Below are 17,205 nucleotides of genomic sequence, written 5' to 3'. Positions count from 1 at the left end.
GTGGAGGGTCTTTCGGCCAAGTACGGCGTTGACAAGCAGGACTACAACGGAGCGCACTGCTGCGCAGAGACCGCAATCGTGCGGGAGAAGCAGCTGAAGAAGTGGCGCCGCGCCTGGAAGATGACAAATTGCGTCCTTTTCGGCCATAGGCCTCGGCCTGACAGTACACAGTACTGTCAGGCTGGTGAGGATTTGCCCGGTCGGCTGCACATTGCCCACAGATTTGTCGCACACCCCGGCCCCACCACCCCGCTCGCCCGCGTCGCAGTTCGTGCGCGACTCTGGTAAACACTGCCGCGATGGTGAGCCGACCGATTCGTATTCGCCGTGCGCGCCGCACCGACTTCGTCGCGGTCATGAGCCTGCTGGCGGAGGCCGGCTTGCCGGTGCCGCCACCCGAGCGCCCGGCGCTGCACCGCTTCCGCAACCTGGTGGCGGATCTAGGCACCGATTTGTACTTGGCCACCATCGACGAGCGCGTGGTGGGCGTGGTGCACGTCACCTACGCGCGGCAACTAGCCGCCGCGCCGCAAGCCACTCTCGCCGCCTTGCTGGTGGTGCAACCGGCGCGCCGTTGCGGGGTCGGCACCACTTTGCTGCGCTTTGCTGCCGAGCGCGCGCAACAGCGCTCGTGCACGAGTTTGCAGTGCCCGCTGCCAGCGGCCACCGACGCTGGTGCGAAACAATTTCTGCTACAGGCCGGAGCGGCGGCGGCCGGGGAGCTGCTGGCCCTACCGCTGGCCAACGCGGCCTAGGAGTTGGACGTGGCGGAGTTCTCGAAGGCGATCGCCCGCTTGATGGAAGAACGCACGCCGGTGGCGGGCGACCCGCCGGCCCTGCGCGCGGTGCTGGAACGGATGCGGGCCCTGCTGACACCGATCGAGCGGCCGCTGGCCGATGCCTTTGCGCGGCAGTTGTTCGCCAAGGGCGCGATCGAACACTTAGTGACTGGCGACCCTCAAGTGTGGGCGGCGATCACGGTGCCGGCCTTTCGCTTCTTCAGCGAGCCGCTGGTAAGTGAGCCGCGGGTGCGGGTCTTCAACCCCGATGGCGCGCGTGACGGCTGGGACGCCGCCGGCACCGTGATCCAAACCACCATGCGGGATCGCCCGTTCATCGTCGACACCATTCGCGAGGGGGTGCAGGCGCTGGGCGGTAAGCTGCACCGGGTGCTGCATCCGGTCATGGGCGTCGAGCGCGACCGCGCCGGCGTCTTGCTCACCGTCGGCGCACCCGAGGTGGTGGGTGCCCACGAATCCTTCGTGCATGCCGAAATCGAGCGCACCAGCGACGCGGCGTCGCTGCAGGCCGCCTTACTGCTGCGGCTCGAAGCGGTCGTCGCCGCCACCGATGACTACCCCGCCATGCGCGCCCAGCTGGCCCAGCACGCAGAGAACTTGCGCCGCCGGGGGGTGCCGCGGCCCTGGAACGAGAACCTCGACGAGGTGGCGGCCTTCTGCGACTGGTTGGCGCAGAAGAGCTTCGTCTTCCTCGGCTATCGCGAATACGAGTTCAGCGGCCAGGGCAACGAGCGCTGCAGCGCGGTGCGGGCGGGGAGCGGACTGGGCATCCTGCGCGACGAACAGCGCTCGAGCTACATGACGCCGCGCCCGATCCCGCCCGCGCTGCGCCGCCGCCTCAACGAGCCGCCGCTATTGCTGGTCTCGAAGACCAACGCCGAAAGCCCGATCCACCGCCGCGCGCACATGGATTACATCGGCCTGAAGCAGATCGACCCCGCCGGCGTCGTGGCCGGCGAGTATCGCTTCGTCGGGCTGTTCACCGCCAAGGCCTACGGCGAGGAATCCGCGCAGTTGCCGCTGCTGCGCCGCCAGCTCGACACCATCTTGGCGCGCGAAGAGGCGGTGCCCGATTCGCACGACTACCGCGCGATCACCGAGCTGTTCAACACCATCCCGAAAGAAGAGCTCTTCGGCAGCGAGGCGGCAGCGGTGGCCGAGGAGATCCGGGCCATTCGCGCCGCCGAGGGGGCCGAGACTCTGCGCGTAGTGTGTCGCCCCGACGCCTTGCAGCGCGGCCTGTTTGTCGTCGTTATTATGGCCCGCCCGCGCTTTTCCGAAGACCTGCACGCGCGCATCGAGCAGCGCCTGCTGCAAACGCTCAACGGTACGCTGTTGCACCGGCACGTCGCCCTCGATGAGCTCGAGCTGGTACGGCTTCACTTCTACATCGGTGCCGCCCCCGAGACCCTGCCGGTGGTGCGCGCCGGTGATCTCGAAAGCGATCTCAGCGAGCTGCTGCGCACCTGGGAGGATCGGCTGGTCGACCAGCTGCGCCGGGAGATGGCGCGATCGCTGGCCGATGAATGGGCGGCCAAGTATCTGCCGGCATTGTCGGCGCAATACCGCGCCGCCACCGACATTGCCATGGCCGTTCGCGATCTGCGCTGCTTGGAGGCGCTGGCGGCCGCGCGCGCCCCGCAGGTCGATATCTCCAACGATACCGTTCCGGCGGCGGCGCGCTTCACCGCGCTCAAGCTCTACCTGCTGGACGAAGAACTGGTGCTGAGCGACTTCCTGCCGGTGTTGGAAAACCTCGGCTTGAAAGTCTTCGAAGAGGATCACCTCGATGTGATGCTGCCGGCTGTAGGCCCGGTGCGCATCCATACCTTTCTAGTGCAGGACACGGCCGGGCAGCGACTCGATCCCGAGCACGCCGGCGGGCGCTTGGCGCAGGCGGTGCTGGCACTGCGCGCCGGGCGCAGCGACAACGATATTCTCAACCGTCTGGTACTCCATGCCGGGCTGACCTGGCGGGAGGTTGATCTGCTGCGCGCTTACGCCGGGCACGCCCAGCAAGCCGGGGTGGCGGCGCGTGGGTTGCTGTACGAGGCCTTGGCGAGCAGTCCGGAGCCGGCGCGCCTGCTGGTCGAGGGCTTCCGCACCAAGTTCGATCCGGCCGGCAGCGGGGCCCCGCGCGACCGCTTGGCCACGCAGCTGCCGGCCGTCGAAGCCCGCTTCGTCAGCAGCCTCGATGCGGTCGACAGCGCGCAGCACGATCGCATCCTGCGCGCGCTGTGGGCGGCGCTGGCCGCCACCGTGCGCACCAACTTCTTCGTGCCGCCGCCGCCGGCGGACCGGCCGGCGCGGGCGGGCGACGGCACGATCGCCATCAAGCTCGAATCGGCGCAGCTGCCGCAGCTCCCGCGCCCGCATCCGCTGTTCGAGATCTACGTGCACGCCGCCCACATGAGCGGCATCCACTTGCGCGCCAGCCGGGTGGCGCGCGGGGGCATTCGTGCGAGCGATCGCCCCGACGACTTCCGCACCGAAGTCCTCGGCTTGATGAAGACACAAACGGTGAAGAACGCGGTCATCGTTCCCGGCGGCGCCAAGGGCGGCTTCGTGGTCAAACGGCGGCCGGGTAGCAGTGGCGGCGCGTTGACCGTCGCCGCTTACCGCGCGCTGATCGGCGGCCTGCTCGATCTTACCGACAACATCGTGCAGGGCGGCGTGGTCCCGCCGCCGCAGGTGTTGTCGTACGACGAGCCTGACCCCTATCTGGTCGTGGCCGCCGACAAGGGCACGGCCACGTTCTCCGATGTCGCCAACGAGATCGCCGCCGCCTACGGCTTCTGGCTGGGCGATGCCTTCGCCTCCGGCGGCAGCCACGGCTACGATCACAAGCACGAAGCCATCACCGCGCGCGGCGCCTGGGAATGCGTGGTGCAGCATTTCCGGGCGCTCGGGCGCGACGCCGACAGCGAGCCGCTGGCGGTGATCGGTATCGGCGACATGAGCGGCGACGTGTTCGGCAACGGCCTGCTGCGCTCGCGGCGGTTGCGGCTGCGCGCCGCCTTCAACCACCGCCACGTCTTTCTCGACCCCGAGCCGGATGCCGAGACCGCCGGCGCGGAGCGCGAGCGGCTCTTCGGCCTGCCGCGCTCGGGCTGGGACGACTATAACCCGGCGCTCATCAGCCCCGGCGGCGGCGTGTTCTTGCGCAGCGCGAAGAAGGTGGCGCTGACGCCGCCGGTGCGCGCCATGCTCGGCGTCGAGGCCGAGAGCCTCAGCGGCGAAGAACTGGTCCGTGCGGTGTTGCGGATGGAGGCCGATCTGCTGTGGAACGGCGGCATCGGCACCTACGTCAAAGCTCAGGATGAAACCCACGCGGAGGTGGGCGACCCGGGCAACGACGCGGTGCGCATCAATGCCAACGAACTGCGCGTCAAGGTCGTCGCCGAGGGCGGCAATCTCGGCTTCACCCAGCGCGCGCGCGTCGAGTTCGCCTTGGCCGGCGGCTGTATCAATACCGACGCCATCGACAACTCGGGCGGCGTCGATCTCTCCGACCACGAGGTCAACCTCAAGATCGCCCTGGGCCGCGCCCTCGAGTCGGGGGCGCTGGCGCCGGAGAACCGCAATCAGGTGCTCGCCGCGCATACGGCCGAGATCTGTGCCCGCGTGCTGGCGGACAATCGGCGCCAAGCGCGCGTGTTGGGCTTCGATCAGCTGCGCAGCCGTACCCGTCTTAATGACTTCCGTGACCTGATCAGCTTGCTCGAAGCCGAAGCTCAGCTCGACCGCCAGCTGGAACGGCTGCCGGACCGTGAGGCGCTGCGCGCTCGGCGCGCCGTCTTCCTCGGGCTGACGCGGCCGGAGCTGGCGGTGGTGCTGGCGTATAGCAAACTGCACCTGCAGCACGCGCTGATGCGCTCGGCGCTGCCGGACGACCAGTTCCTCGAACGCTTTCTGCGGCGCTATTTCCCCGAAGACATCAACCAGCGCTACGGCGACGGCGTGCGCGCCCACCGCTTGCGGCGTGAAATCATCGCGGTCACCTTGGCCAACTGGCTGATCGACGCGATGGGCGCCACCTTCGTTGCCCGCATTGCCCGCGACACCGCCGGCGACGTCGTTCAGGTGGTGAAGGCCTGGACGGTTGTAGTCACCATCAGTGGTGCCGACGAATTCATCGATCGCTTGTCCGCCGGCACCCCGGTGCTGCCGCCGGCGGCCGATGCCCAGTGCTTCGGGGTTCTGACCGAGGCGATGGAACGGGCCACCAAGTGGATGCTCGAGACCCAGCGCAGCAGCCTGGGCGTGGGCGAGCTGGTGGCGGCCTTCAGCGTGGCCGTGAGTACCTTGCAGCAGGAGGCCGGCGGCCTGCTCTCCGACGAGGAGCGCTGGCGTGAACGGGCCGCGCTCGATGCCCTGCTGAGCGCGGGCGTGGCGCCGTCACTGGCGCAGCCGCTGGTGAGCTTGCGCCGCACCACCGACCTGCTGGAGATCCATCAGATCGCCAGTGATCTGCGCGCGCCGCCGGCGGCGGTTGGTGAGCTGTATTACCGCGTCGGCGGTCTCGTGGATCTCGAATGGGTGCGCCAAGCGCTCGCCGCGCTGGCGGCGCAAGCGACCGGCGACCGCTGGGAACGGCGGGCGCTGGCGGGCCTGTCCGAGGCACTGGGCTACGCCCGGCGCCAGCTCGCCCGCAGTGCGTTGCTCGCCGACAATCAACCGGGCGACGCCAGCCAGTGCCTGGCGCGTTACGCCGCCCGGCACCGCGATCAGCTCGATCAGCTCAACCGCCTGATCGATGATCTCAAGAGCGGGCCGCCGCCGACTCTGGCCGCGCTGGTGGTGGTGGTGCGCGAGTTGGGGAGGCTCGGCGGTCGCTGATGGCCGTCACCGTCCACTTCCTCGGTGCCGGCGACGCCTTTTCCGCCGGCGGCGGCCTGCACGCCGGCTACCTGGTCCGCAGCAGTGCGGCCACCTTTCTGCTCGACTGCGGCGCCACCGCGTTGGCGGCGCTGAAGCGGGATCGGCTCGAGGCCGCCGAAATCGACCTGATTCTGCTCAGCCACCTGCACGGCGATCATTTCGCCGGCTTGCCCTACCTGCTGCTCGAATACACTTACGAGCGCCCACGGCAGCGACCGCTGCGCATCGCCGGGCCGCCGGGGACGAGCGATCGCGTCGGCGCCCTGCTGCGGGCAACCTACAGCGAGTTCGCGCAAAGGCCGCTGCCGTTCGCCCTCGAGTTTACGGAATTCACTCCTGGTGTGCCGAAGGTGATCGAGGGGGTGTGGGTTGAGCCATTGCGAGTGCCGCACCAGGAGCGCGAGCTCTCTCTGGCTTTGCGCCTACGGGTGGATCACAAGGTCATTCTCTACTCCGGCGATACCGGCTGGACCGAGGACTTGGTGGCCTGGTCTCAGGGCGTCGATCTGTTCGTTTGCGAGTGTAGCTTCTACGAGACCCGCGTAGATTTCCATCTCGATTACCCGCGCTTGGCGGACAACCGCGACCGTTTCGGCGCGCGCCGCCTGATTCTGACTCACCTCGGCCGCGAGGTGCTGGCACGGCGCGCCCAACTCGCAATCGAGATCGCGCACGAGGGGCTGGTGGTGGAGGTGTAAACGCCTGCCCCGGCGAGCGCTTCAGTTCCCGAGCGCGCGCTGCTGGCGGCAATAGTCACGCCCGGCGCGGGCGTCGCGCGAGCCGGAGTTGCGCTGCAGCGCCTGCTCGAAGAGGGCGCAGGCTTGATCGAGTTGTCCACTGCGGGCGCTGGCCCAGCCCTCGATCGTTGCGGCCCGGTCGTCGGCATTCGGCCGCTTAGCGGCATACTGCGCCACCTCGAGGGCCAGCGGGTACTCCTTGTTGATCAGAAACCAACCGGCGAGCGAGAGCAGATTGGTGTAAGAGACATTGCGGCCGGTCTCCAGCCGGCGCAGCAGCCGGTCACGTTCGGCGAAGCGGCCTTTAGCGTGAGCGATCATCACCAAGCCCGAGGTGGCGGAAACCAAGGGTTTGATGGCACGCGAGGCGCGGAACTCGCGCTCGGCATTATCCAGGTCGGTGCGGGCCAACAGCGCCCCGCCGTGGTTGGCCCGCGCCCGCGCACAGCGCGGTGCAGCCGCACTAGTGACGCGCCACAAGGTCAGCTCATCGCGCCAGTCGCGGTTGCGCACCACCGTGCGCAGGCCGTAGAGGGTCACCACCAGTGCGCCGGCGAGCGTCACCGATCGGCGCGCCGCACCCAGTTGGCGGCCCACCCGCGCGATCGCCAGCGCCAACAAGCCGGCGAAGCCGAACAGCGGGACGTAGAGATAGTGCTCGGCCCAGAAGTCGTGGTGCGGAAACACGTGCGAGCTCGGCAGCAGCGCCGCCCCGCTCCAGAAAAGCAGAAACGCCGCACGCGGGGCGCGCTGGCGCTGCCCCCACGCCAGCGCCAGCAAGGCGAGCAGCGCTGCTACCGCCGCCCAGGCAAGCGGCGCAGCGGCGCGGTGAATCAACGGCACGGCCTCGAAGGAATAGTCGGCCAACAGCCGCAGCGGGAATAACAGCACGACGGCGGAATGCACCCACAGCAGCGCGACGTTGAGGAAGTTGGTCGCCAACGTACCGCCCCACCAGCCGCGTTCGCTCGGCAGGCCAACGACTGCAAAGTAAGCCAGTGCGGCAGCGGTAAAGCCGGCCAGCAGCAGGTAGACCAGCCGCTGCTCTTTCAACGCCAGCCGCGCGCCGGCCCAGCGCGATGATTCCGGCGCGGCTGGGCGCCGCTGCGCCGGCGCGATGGTGACGTCATAGGCCAGCACCAATAGCGGGAAGCCGAAGGCCACTTCCTTGGTCAGCGCCCCCATCGCCAGCGCGGCGCCGGCGAGCGCCAGCTGCCACCACCGCCGCTGGGCGCGCCAGCGCAGCAGGAAGCTGAACGCCAGCAGTACGAATAGTCCGCAGAGCACGTCGCGCCGCCCGGAGACGTAGGCCACCGACTCGCTTTGCACCGGGTGTGAGACGAAGAACGCTGCCCCGAGCAGCGCGGTCAGCGGGCTGAAACCGAGTTGCCGGTAGACCGCCAACGCCAGGCCGCCGGTGAGCGCGTGATACACCAGATTGCCGGCGCGATAAGCCGCCGGGTGGTGACCGCCGATCTGCCGATCGAGCACGTACGACAGCGTGCGAAACGGCCGGTACTCGATGGCGCGCTGCTCGATCGCGCCGGCAATGGCCGGATTGACCTCGGGGTTGAAATCCAACAGCGTGTGATCGTCGAAGACGAAGTCGTTCGCCAAGCTGTTGGCGTAGATCGCGACTACCAGAGCAAAGAGCCCGAGCAGCGGCAGGTAGCGCGCGCGGCGCGGGCGTGCGGCGGGGGCCGGCGCAGGGGCGGCGCGCCGGCGGGCGGCGCGTGGACGTTGACTCGGCATGGCACGGGACCCGAAATTCGCCCCGTCTCTTACCAGCAACCGCCGCCCGGGTCACCTCGAGCGGTCACGCTTTGCCCGCGGCTGTGCTATCCCAGCTGGCCATGGCAGGGGAGGGGAACGCGCGGCCGCGCTTGCGGCTTACCGTCGTTGGTCCGGCGCCGCCGTTGCGCGGAGGCATTGCCCACTACACCACCGCGCTGGTGCGCGCGTTGCGGCGCGCCGGCCATCTCGTCCAAGTCGTCGGGCTGCGGCGTCAGTATCCGCGCTATGTGTTTCCAGGTACGACTGAACGTGATTACAGCAGCGTGGCGCTCGCCCTCGGGGTCGACGCGGTGGTGGACCCGCTGGCGCCGTGGACCTGGCGGGCGGCAGCCGCGGCGGTCAGCCGCTTCGGCCCCGATCTGGTGCTGATGGCATGGTGGCAGCCGGCGTTGGGGGCGGTGCTGGCCACGTTCGTACAGCTGATCCGGCGCCGCGGCCGGCGGGTTGCCTTTCTTTGCCACAACCTCGGCGCTCACGATGCCACGCCGCTCGACGACTGGCTGACCGGCTATGCCCTGCGCCGGTGCGACGGTGCGATCGTGCACTCGCAGGCAGATGCGGAGCGCCTGCGGCGCCATCGCGCCGGGGTGACGGTGGTGCGCACCACGCATCCGGCCTACGACTTGCCCGAGTTCGGGCCGCCCCTCGCGCCCGCTGTGGCGCGCGCGCAGCTGGGGCTGTCGGGTGACGTGCTGCTCTTCTTCGGCTTGGTGCGCCGCTACAAAGGGCTGACGGACCTGATTCGCGCCATGCCCGAGATCGGGCGCCGCCGCGCCTGTACGTTGGTGGTCGCGGGCGAGTTCTACGAGCCACGGGCGCCCTACCAGGCACTGGTGGATGAGCTGGGGCTGGCCGAGCGTGTTCGGCTCCTGGATCGTTATGTGCCGAACGAAGAGGTCGGCGTCTACTTTTCTGCGGCGGACGTGGTGGTGGTACCGTACCGCGCGGCAACCCAGAGCGGGGTGGTGGCGCTGGCGCAGCAGTTCCACCGTCCGGTGGTGGTTACGCGCGTCGGTGGCCTGCCGGACATGATTGGCGAGGGGGTGACGGGCTTGGTGGTGCCGCCGGCGGATCCTGCGGCGCTGGCGGCGGCGGTGCTGCGGATCTATGAGGAGGGGGTTGCTATGTGGGGGGTGCGTGTGCAACAGGCGCAGGGGGCGACCTGGGCGGAGGAGATTGATGTCATCGAGCGACTCGCCATTTCCGGCGCACGGGGTTGACCCGAGTGCCCGTGCCGGCCGCGGTCAGGTTGAGCTCTCAGTTGTGGTGCCGGCTCACAACGAGGCTGCTTCGTTGCGCCAACTTTGGCAGGAGACGGCGGCGGCGGTGGCGGCCACCGGTCTGAGCTGGGAGATGATCGTGGTCGACGACGGCAGCACCGACGAGACCACCGCCGTTTTGCGCGAGCTGCACGCGGCCGACGCCCGGCTGGGGGCGATCTCGCTGCGCCGGCAGTGCGGCAAGGCGGCGGCATTGGCCACGGGTTTTCGCGCCGCCCGCGGCCGCTTGGTGGTCACCCTCGATGGCGATTTGCAGGATGATCCGCGCGAGATTGCGCCGGTAGTGGCGGCGCTCGCCAAATCGGACGTCGTCAACGGCTGGAAGGTGGCGCGCCAGGACCCGCTGTCGCGGGTGCTGGCCTCGCGCTTGTTCAACTTCGTCTCACGCCGCCTCTTCGGGCTCAAGTTGCATGATCTCAACTGCGGCCTGAAGGGCTTTCGCCGCGAGGTGGTGGCGGAGTTGCCGCTCTACGGCGAGCTGCACCGGTTCCTGCCGCTACTGGCATTCTGGCGCGGCTTTTCGGTGAGCGAGCTGCCGATCAACCATCGCCCGCGCCGCGCTGGTCGTTCGCGCTACGGTTCGATGCGGGCGCTCTACGCTGCGATGGATCTGGTCACGGTGCTCTTTCTAACCCGTTTCCGGCGCCGGCCGGCGCACCTGTTCGGGCTTGCCGGAGCGGGCTTGCTCGCTCCGGGCACCCTCATCGTCCTCTACGTTACCTACCTGCGGCTGTTGTACGGTAACATTCAGCGGCGGCATCCGCTGCTGATTGCGGGCGTGCTGCTGATCGTCGTCGGCGTGCAGTTGCTGACGGCCGGCATTCTCGGCGAGCTGGTCGCCCACGCCGTTGCCCCGGGGGAGCGCGAATACCCGGTCCGCTTCCGCCTGCCGGCGGGCGGCAACTGAAGCCTCGCATATGGGTTGGGTCGCCTCTGCCGTTGGGCTATATTGCGGCCGCCTTGGATACCGAGACGCTCCATAGTCCCTCACCTCCGTCGTTGCGGCTGCCGCTGGCGCGCGAGGGCTACCCGCTGATTACGGTGGCGGCGCTGATAGCGCTGCTGCTGTGGTGGCTGGCGGGAGCGCTAGGCGGCCTTGCCGGCGCGGCGCTGTTGGCGCTGGTGCTTAACTTCTTCCGTGACCCCGAGCGCGAGGTGCCGGCGGATGAGCGCTTGATCCTGGCCCCGGCCGACGGCCGCGTGATCAGCGTGGCCACGGTGCGTGAGGAGCGCTTCTTGAAGGCCGAGGTCACCAAGATCAGCATTTTCATGTCGCCGCTCAACGTCCACGTCAACCGCAATCCGGTGAGCGGTACCGTGATCAGCACGCACTACAATCATGGCAAGTACTTCCGTGCCTTCGCCGAGAAGGCCTCGCTCGACAACGAGCAGAACGCGATCGTGGTCGAAGATGCCCGCGGGCGGCGCATCTGCTTCGTGCAGATCGCCGGCTTCCTCGCCCGCCGCATTGTTTGCTATCTGGCGCCGGGGATGACCATCGGGCGCGGGCAGCGCTGCGGCATCATCAAGTTCGGCTCGCGGCTCGACGTTTACTTGCCGCCGCCGGCCGCGGTGCAGGTGCAGGTAGGTGACCGCACCACCGCCGGAGAAACGGTGATTGGGATATGGCCGTAAGGGAAAGAGTGCGGGTCATCAGGGCAGCGCATCGGGTGCCGCCGCCGCTGCGCAAGGGCGTCTACATCCTGCCCAACCTGTTCACCACCGGCGGCCTGTTCTGCGGCTTCTACTCGGTGATCGCCAGCCTGCACGGCGATTTCCAGATCGCCGCGTTGGTGATCTTGCTGGCGCAGCTCTTCGACATCCTCGACGGCCGCATCGCGCGCATGACCGGCGCCACCAGCCGCTTCGGCATCGAGTACGACTCGCTCTCGGATCTGGTCGCCTTCGGCGTGGCGCCGGGCATTCTGGTCTACCGCTGGGCGCTCGAACCGTGGCACAGCTGGGGCTGGCTCGCTGCCTCACTGTATGTGACCTGCGGGGCCCTGCGGCTGGCCCGCTTCAACGTCCAGTACGACAACGTCGAAAAGCGCCACTTCATCGGCCTGCCGATCCCGGCCGCGGCCGATGTCGTTGCCGCCACGTTGCTGCTCTACTTTTACTTCGGCGGCGAAGGCGCCACCCACAAGCATCTGCTGGTACTGCTGATGACCTACGTGCTGGCCGGGCTGATGGTCAGCAACATCAAGTACTTCAGCTTCAAGGAAGTTAACATCCACCGCCGCCAGCCGTTCTGGTTGCTGGTGGCCGGCATCTTCCTGCTCAAGCTGCTGATCGCCGAGCCGCAACTGATCATCTTCGCCGGCGCCACCCTGTTTGCCGCCTCGGGCCCGGCGCGTGCGCTGATCGTGCGGGTGCGCTGGCTGCTGCACGGGCGCTGGCGGCGCCGGCTCAAACTGGTGGAACCCGGCTTGACAAGACCGGTGGAGTCTCATACGGATGGCGGCCAATGAACGCCAACGCTCACACCGCGCTCGGACAGTTGTTGCTGGCGCTGCTGCTGCTGCTGCTGCGATGCCCGCCCGGTGCGTCGGGGGGAGCGTAGGCCAAGACCAACGCGACCAAACGACGCCACGGCGGGTAAAGCTGTCCGTGGCGTTTGTGTTTCTGAAGGGCCACGGGCAGCGCACCCCGTGGCCTTTTCGTTTGGCCGCCCGAACCGGCAGCGCCTTCGTGCCCGCACGAGTCGATGCTATAGGGAGTGCGCCATGAAACCAGAGGTCGTCCAAATCTTCGACACCACCTTACGTGACGGCGAGCAGTCGCCGGGCGCAACCATGAACGTGGAGGAGAAGGTGGTCATCGCCCGCCAGTTGGAAAAGCTGGGGGTCGACGTGATCGAGGCCGGCTTTGCCGTCTCCTCACCGGGTGACTTCGATTCCGTCGCTCGCGTCGCCGAGGCGGTCAGCCGGCCGATCGTGCTCAGCTTGGCGCGCACGCGCGAGGCCGACATCAGGCAGGCGGTTAAGAGCGTCGAGAAGGCCGCTCATCCCGGCGTTCACATCTTCATCGCCACCTCCGACCTGCACCTCAAGCGCAAGCTGATGATGAGCCGCCAGGAGGTGATCGATGCCGCCTGCTGGGCGGTGCAGTACGCCAAGCAATACCTCGACTACATCGAGTTCTCGGCCGAGGACGCCTCGCGCTCGGACCGCGATTACCTGGTGCAGATCTTTGGCGAGGTGATCAAGGCCGGCGCGCTGACGCTCAACGTGCCCGACACCACCGGCTACGCCATCCCGGAAGAGCTCGGCGCCTTGTTCAAGTTCCTGATCGCCAACACCCCTGGCGGCGAGCGCGTACGCTGGAGCACGCACTGCCACAACGACCTCGGCATGGCGGTGGCCAACTCGCTGTCCGCCGTACGTAACGGCGCGCGCCAGATCGAGTGCACCGTCAACGGCATCGGCGAGCGCGCCGGCAACACCTCGCTCGAAGAGGTGGCCATGGCGATAGCCACGCGCAAGGATCATTTCCACGGCCTGCGCACCAACATCGTCACCGAACAGATCTACCCGGCCAGCCGCTTGCTGTCGCAGGTCACCGGCCTGGTGGTGCCGGCAAACAAACCGATTGTTGGCGACAACGCCTTTGCCCACGAGGCCGGCATTCATCAAGACGGCGTCCTCAAGGACAAGCTCACCTACGAGATCATGCGGCCGGAGTCGGTCGGCATCCCGAGCAACAAGCTGGTGCTGGGCAAGCATTCCGGCCGCCATGCGTTCGCCGAACGCCTGAAGCGGCTCGGTGTCGAACTCTACGACGTCGACATGAACAAGGCCTTCGAGCGCTTCAAGGCACTCGCCGATATCAAGAAGCAGATCTTCGACGATGACCTCATCGCCATCGTCACCGAAGAAGTGGTGCGCGTGCCCGACCGCTTCGAGTTGCTTGACTTGTACGTCACCGCTTCGAGCACGACCCTGCCGCACGCCAAGCTGCGGCTGCGCGTTGACGGCGAGCAGCACGAAGCCGAGGGCGACGGCGATGGCATGGTGGATGCCTGCTACAAAGTGATCGCCAAGATTACCGGCATTCATCCCAAGCTGGAGCGCTACGCGGTCAAGGCCATTACCGGCGGTACCGATGCGCTCGGCGAGGTATCGTGTTTGATTCACCAAGGGGGCGTGAGCGCGACCGGCCAAGGTGCGCACACCGACATCATTCACGCCAGCGCGTTGGCTTACATCAACGCGCTCAACAAACTCGAGTACCGCCGCGCCCACCACCAGCAACCCCGCAGCGGGGGCCCGTGAGCACGACCGGCCGAGGTGGGCGCGCGGCCGCAGGAGGAATCGTGAGCGTTAGTATCTGCGTATTGCCCGGAGACGGGATTGGACCGGAAGTGACCGCCGAGGCCGTGGCGGTACTGAAGCTGTGCGCCGAGCGCCGCGGTCTCGCGCTGGAATGCGCCGAGGCGGCGTTCGGCGGCTGCGCCATCGACGCGCACGGCACGGCCCTGCCGGCAGCGACCCGGCAGTTGGCCACCGGCAGTGATGCCGTGCTGCTCGGCGCTGTCGGCGGCCCCAAGTGGGACAACCCGGCGGCGGCCGTGCGCCCCGAGCAGGGGCTGCTCGGGCTGCGCCGCGAACTCGGCGTGTTCGCCAATCTGCGCCCGGTCAGCGTCTTCCCTGAGCTGCTGGAGGCGGCGCCGCTGCGGGCGGAGATCCTGCGCGGCGTCGATCTCGTCGTGGTGCGCGAGCTAACCGGCGGCATCTATTTCGGCCAGCCGAGTGAACGGCGGCAGACCGCGCACGGGCGCGAGGCGGTCGATACTTGCATCTACAACGAAACCGAGATTGCCCGGCTCATGCGCAGCGCCTTCGAGCTGGCGCGCCAGCGGCGCCGTAAGGTGACTTCGGTCGACAAGGCCAACGTCCTGTCGTCGTCGCGGCTGTGGCGCGAAGTCGCCCACGAGGTTGCCCGCCAGTACCCCGATGTGGCCTACGAAGACGTGTTGGTCGACGCGATGGCGATGCACTTGCTGCGCCGCCCGCGCGACTTCGATGTCATCGCCACCGAGAACTTGTTCGGCGACATCCTCACTGATGAAGCGTCGATGTTGGCCGGTTCGCTCGGCCTGTTGCCCTCGGCTTCGCTGGGGGAAGCCCGCAACCAGCTCGGGCAACCGCGCGGGCTGTACGAGCCGATTCACGGCAGTGCTCCCGACATCGCCGGGCAGGGCAAGGCCAACCCGCTGGCCGCGATTCTCTCCGTGGCCATGCTGCTGCGTTACTCTTTGGCGCAGCCCGAGGCTGCCACCGCGGTCGAGTCGGCAGTGGCTGCGGTCGTGCGCGCCGGCTATCGCACCGCTGATCTTGCCGGCGCCGGTACGCGCGCGGTGAGCACCCAGGAGATGGGAGCGGCGGTGCGCACGGCGCTGGCGGATTCATGAGTGACGCCGTCTTCAGCGTCGCCGTGGTCGGGGCCACCGGGCTGGTCGGCGCCGAGATTATCAAAGTGCTCGATGAGCGTGGTTTTCCGTTGCGCCAGCTGCGCGCCTATGCCTCGGAGCGTACGGCCGGGGACAACGTAACCGCGGCCGGCCAAAGCGCGTGCGTCGAGCTAATCGACCGCGCGGACTTCGAGGGCGTCGACATCGCCTTCTTTGCCGCCAACGAGCAGGTCAGCGCGGCCTGGGCCGGACGCGCCACCGCCGCCAATGCGGTGGTGATAGATTCGAGCCCGTTGTACGCGGCCGATGGCGATGTTCCGCTGGTAGTACCGGAAGTCAACGCCGAGGCCATCGCGGAATACAGCGCGCGCCGGCTGATTGCCTGCCCCGAGGCGGCGGCGGTGCAGTTGGCGGTGGTGCTGAAGCCCTTGCGCGACGCCGCCGGCCTGCGGCGAGTCGTGGTGTCGAGCTATCAACCGGTGTCCGAAGCCGGCCGGGCCGGGATCGAAGCCCTGAGCCGGCAGACGGTGGAGATCTTGAACGGCCGCAGTCCCGAGGTCGAGGTGTTTGCCCAGCGTATGGCGTTTAACTTGCTGCCCCAGGTCGGCGAGTTTCTCGCCGGCGGTTACACCCGCGGCGAGCAGCTGCTGATCGCGCAGACCCGCCGGCTGCTGGCCGAGGCGGAGCTGCAGCTCACCGCCACCAGCGTGCGCGTGCCTGTGTTCTTCGGGCTAAGTCAGTCGGTCAACATCGAAACCGTGGAGCCGCTGGGCGCGGCCGAGGCGCGCGAATTGCTGCGCACCGCTCCGGGGGTGCTGCTGCAAGATGACCCGGGCGCGGGCGAATACCCGACTCCAATCGAGGCGGTCGGTGCCGACGCCACCTGCGTGGGCCGCATCCGCGACGACGAGTCCGTCGGCAACGGCTTGAACCTGTGGATCAGCGGCGACAATCTGCGCACCGGCGCCGCCATCAATGCCGTGGCCGTAGCGGAGATCCTCGTTCGCGAGTATCTATAGCCGCCGCCTCCTGATCCTGAACTACTGTGGCCGAAAGTCTTGTCGTGGCGCGCAGATTTCCCTCCGTCATTCCCGCGAAGGAATGATTCGATCGGCAGCGGCTCGATGATACGCCGCCCCCGTTCATCCTTCATCATTCATCGCTCATCGTTCATCGTCCCTCATCGTCCACCGGCCTGAAGTGCCCCTGCCTACGCCGATGCTTCGGCAGGCGAGCGAGGCCGAAGTGGGCGGAGTGGCCGAGTGGGGCTCTACGCGGCACGGCGTGGCGAAAGCCGCGGTGTACCGGCCGCGGCGCGGGTGGGCTCGATGTGCACGCGCACGGAGCCGCCGAGTGCGGCAACGACCTTGCGGAGCATGGAGAGGGAGTGGCCCTGATAATCGGCCGACTCCATCCGGCTGATCTGCTGCTGCGTCGTGCCGGCCAGACGCGCCACGTCACTTTGCGTCAGGCCGCGCGCCTGACGCAGCGCTGCGAGCTGGAGGGCCACGTTCCATTCTTCTGCAGCCTGCCGATAGCGGCGGGCGAAGGAAGGGGTGCGCAATTGGCGGGCGAGGTAGCGATCAAAGTTGGTTGTTTTCTTCATCGACCGAATCTCCGTTCCCAATCCGCTTTGCGGGCCCGGGCAACACGCAGCGCTTCGGGTGGCAGTTTCTGGCCTTTGTGCCTGATGCCGTGCGCCACGATGATACGGCGCCCGTGGCGGAAGAACCAGAGTGCGCGGGTGTTGAGGCGGCCAAGCGCGCGCAGTTCAAAGAGGCCGTGGCCGACCGGCTTCGACAGCGGCTCGCGATGGTTGCGGCGGTCGCGGAGTTTGGCCAGCCCAGCGAGCACCTTCGCGTGGACATCAGGATCAGACGCCTTGAGATCATCCAGGAACTCTTCGACTGGTGAGTGTCCATCCGCCGTCTCGTAAAACTCAACCGAGAAGTCCATTTGATGGGTACACTAATATTGGTGTGCAGGCAAGCCTGCGATCCGCCGACCGCCGGTCAACGGCCCGACTCACGACTGCATGACTCCCGGTGGCTGCACGGCCTTCGTCCCCCCACTCTTCCGACAATTGCCCAATGACCCGATGGCTCGATGGCTCCCGCTGGTCACTGGCAACTGGTCACTGATCACTGCTCTTGACTGCTCGAAGTGGGCGGAGTGGCCGAGGACGAGGGGCCGGAAGGAGGCGTCCGCGAAAGCGTTCAGCGCCCGCCGGCGGCGAGCTGCTTCATCTCCAGCGGGATCTCGATAGCTTTCCGATCGCGCTTGAGGAAGTTGAAGATGGC

At 67.8% G+C, this 17,205-nt stretch carries 13 protein-coding genes; 10 read left to right on the top strand and 3 right to left on the bottom strand.

What is annotated here, in order from left to right:
* Nucleotides 1–299 precede the first annotated feature (299 nt).
* From HY699_13110 to HY699_13100, 3 genes are read left to right on the top strand one after another with little or no spacing between them, the layout of a single operon-like run.
* On the top strand, nucleotides 300–755 hold the full coding sequence (locus tag HY699_13110; protein ID MBI4516743.1) for a GNAT family N-acetyltransferase: 456 nt from the start codon (nucleotides 300–302) through the stop codon (nucleotides 753–755).
* A gap of 9 nt (nucleotides 756–764) precedes the next feature.
* Nucleotides 765–5,639, top strand: coding sequence for an NAD-glutamate dehydrogenase (locus HY699_13105; protein MBI4516742.1), 4,875 nt, complete (start codon nucleotides 765–767; stop codon nucleotides 5,637–5,639).
* Nucleotides 5,639–6,379, top strand: coding sequence for an MBL fold metallo-hydrolase (locus HY699_13100; GenBank protein MBI4516741.1), 741 nt, complete (start codon nucleotides 5,639–5,641; stop codon nucleotides 6,377–6,379). The genes HY699_13105 and HY699_13100 overlap by 1 nt, the downstream gene beginning before the upstream one ends.
* Before the next feature lie 21 nt (nucleotides 6,380–6,400).
* Here the strand turns inward: HY699_13100 and HY699_13095 are convergent, their stop codons facing one another.
* Nucleotides 6,401–8,170 carry a phospholipid carrier-dependent glycosyltransferase gene (locus HY699_13095; GenBank protein MBI4516740.1) on the bottom strand — a complete coding sequence of 590 codons (1,770 nt, stop codon included), beginning with the start codon at nucleotides 8,168–8,170 and terminating at the stop codon, nucleotides 6,401–6,403.
* 101 nt (nucleotides 8,171–8,271) lie between these two features.
* Between HY699_13095 and HY699_13090 the strand changes: the two genes are divergently transcribed.
* The 7 genes from HY699_13090 to HY699_13060 all read left to right on the top strand — a co-directional run bounded on the left by HY699_13090 (nucleotide 8,272) and on the right by HY699_13060 (nucleotide 15,924).
* A complete protein-coding gene (locus HY699_13090; GenBank protein ID MBI4516739.1) occupies nucleotides 8,272–9,432 on the top strand; it encodes a glycosyltransferase in 1,161 nt (386 codons plus the stop codon).
* Nucleotides 9,392–10,399, top strand: a complete 1,008-nt coding sequence (locus tag HY699_13085; protein MBI4516738.1) for a glycosyltransferase family 2 protein — start codon at nucleotides 9,392–9,394, stop codon at nucleotides 10,397–10,399. Before HY699_13090 ends, HY699_13085 begins: the two co-directional genes overlap by 41 nt.
* A gap of 92 nt (nucleotides 10,400–10,491) precedes the next feature.
* Nucleotides 10,492–11,127, top strand: a complete 636-nt coding sequence (locus HY699_13080) for a phosphatidylserine decarboxylase family protein (GenBank protein MBI4516737.1) — start codon at nucleotides 10,492–10,494, stop codon at nucleotides 11,125–11,127.
* Complete coding sequence (pssA, locus tag HY699_13075; protein ID MBI4516736.1) at nucleotides 11,118–11,963, top strand: CDP-diacylglycerol--serine O-phosphatidyltransferase; 846 nt, start codon at nucleotides 11,118–11,120, stop codon at nucleotides 11,961–11,963. Before HY699_13080 ends, pssA begins: the two co-directional genes overlap by 10 nt.
* A 255-nt stretch (nucleotides 11,964–12,218) precedes the next feature.
* On the top strand, nucleotides 12,219–13,766 hold the full coding sequence (locus HY699_13070) for a 2-isopropylmalate synthase (protein ID MBI4516735.1): 1,548 nt from the start codon (nucleotides 12,219–12,221) through the stop codon (nucleotides 13,764–13,766).
* A gap of 41 nt (nucleotides 13,767–13,807) precedes the next feature.
* Nucleotides 13,808–14,905, top strand: a complete 1,098-nt coding sequence (leuB, locus tag HY699_13065; GenBank protein ID MBI4516734.1) for a 3-isopropylmalate dehydrogenase — start codon at nucleotides 13,808–13,810, stop codon at nucleotides 14,903–14,905.
* Entirely contained in the window at nucleotides 14,902–15,924 is a 1,023-nt protein-coding gene (locus HY699_13060; protein ID MBI4516733.1) for an aspartate-semialdehyde dehydrogenase, read from the top strand. Before leuB ends, HY699_13060 begins: the two co-directional genes overlap by 4 nt.
* Nucleotides 15,925–16,175: 251 nt before the next feature.
* On the opposite strand, the gene HY699_13055 is transcribed toward HY699_13060, so the two are convergent.
* The gene (locus tag HY699_13055; GenBank protein MBI4516732.1) at nucleotides 16,176–16,511 is read right to left on the bottom strand and encodes an XRE family transcriptional regulator; all 336 of its coding nucleotides are present in this window, start codon (nucleotides 16,509–16,511) and stop codon (nucleotides 16,176–16,178) included.
* Entirely contained in the window at nucleotides 16,508–16,861 is a 354-nt protein-coding gene (locus HY699_13050; protein MBI4516731.1) for a type II toxin-antitoxin system RelE/ParE family toxin, read from the bottom strand. The genes HY699_13055 and HY699_13050 overlap by 4 nt, the downstream gene beginning before the upstream one ends.
* Between the last annotated feature and the right edge of the window lie 344 nt (nucleotides 16,862–17,205).

It is taken from the genome of Deltaproteobacteria bacterium (genome assembly GCA_016210005.1).
In the GTDB taxonomy this organism is placed as follows: domain Bacteria; phylum Desulfobacterota; class Binatia; order HRBIN30; family JACQVA1; genus JACQVA1.
The sequence above is the reverse complement of the archived record's forward strand: the minus strand, read 5'-3'. Positions and strand labels throughout refer to the sequence as shown.

Excerpts from the sequence above, each read along its gene's own strand:
- HY699_13110 (MBI4516743.1), top strand. The coding sequence starts at position 300 with ATGGTGAGCCGACCGATTCGTATTCGCCGTGCGCGCCGCACCGACTTC.
- HY699_13100 (MBI4516741.1), top strand. The coding sequence starts at position 5,639 with ATGGCCGTCACCGTCCACTTCCTCGGTGCCGGCGACGCCTTTTCCGCC.
- HY699_13095 (MBI4516740.1), bottom strand. The coding sequence starts at position 8,170 with ATGCCGAGTCAACGTCCACGCGCCGCCCGCCGGCGCGCCGCCCCTGCG.
- HY699_13090 (MBI4516739.1), top strand. The coding sequence starts at position 8,272 with ATGGCAGGGGAGGGGAACGCGCGGCCGCGCTTGCGGCTTACCGTCGTT.
- HY699_13085 (MBI4516738.1), top strand. The coding sequence starts at position 9,392 with ATGTCATCGAGCGACTCGCCATTTCCGGCGCACGGGGTTGACCCGAGT.
- pssA (MBI4516736.1), top strand. The coding sequence starts at position 11,118 with ATGGCCGTAAGGGAAAGAGTGCGGGTCATCAGGGCAGCGCATCGGGTG.
- HY699_13070 (MBI4516735.1), top strand. The coding sequence starts at position 12,219 with ATGAAACCAGAGGTCGTCCAAATCTTCGACACCACCTTACGTGACGGC.
- HY699_13060 (MBI4516733.1), top strand. The coding sequence starts at position 14,902 with ATGAGTGACGCCGTCTTCAGCGTCGCCGTGGTCGGGGCCACCGGGCTG.
- HY699_13055 (MBI4516732.1), bottom strand. The coding sequence starts at position 16,511 with ATGAAGAAAACAACCAACTTTGATCGCTACCTCGCCCGCCAATTGCGC.
- HY699_13050 (MBI4516731.1), bottom strand. The coding sequence starts at position 16,861 with ATGGACTTCTCGGTTGAGTTTTACGAGACGGCGGATGGACACTCACCA.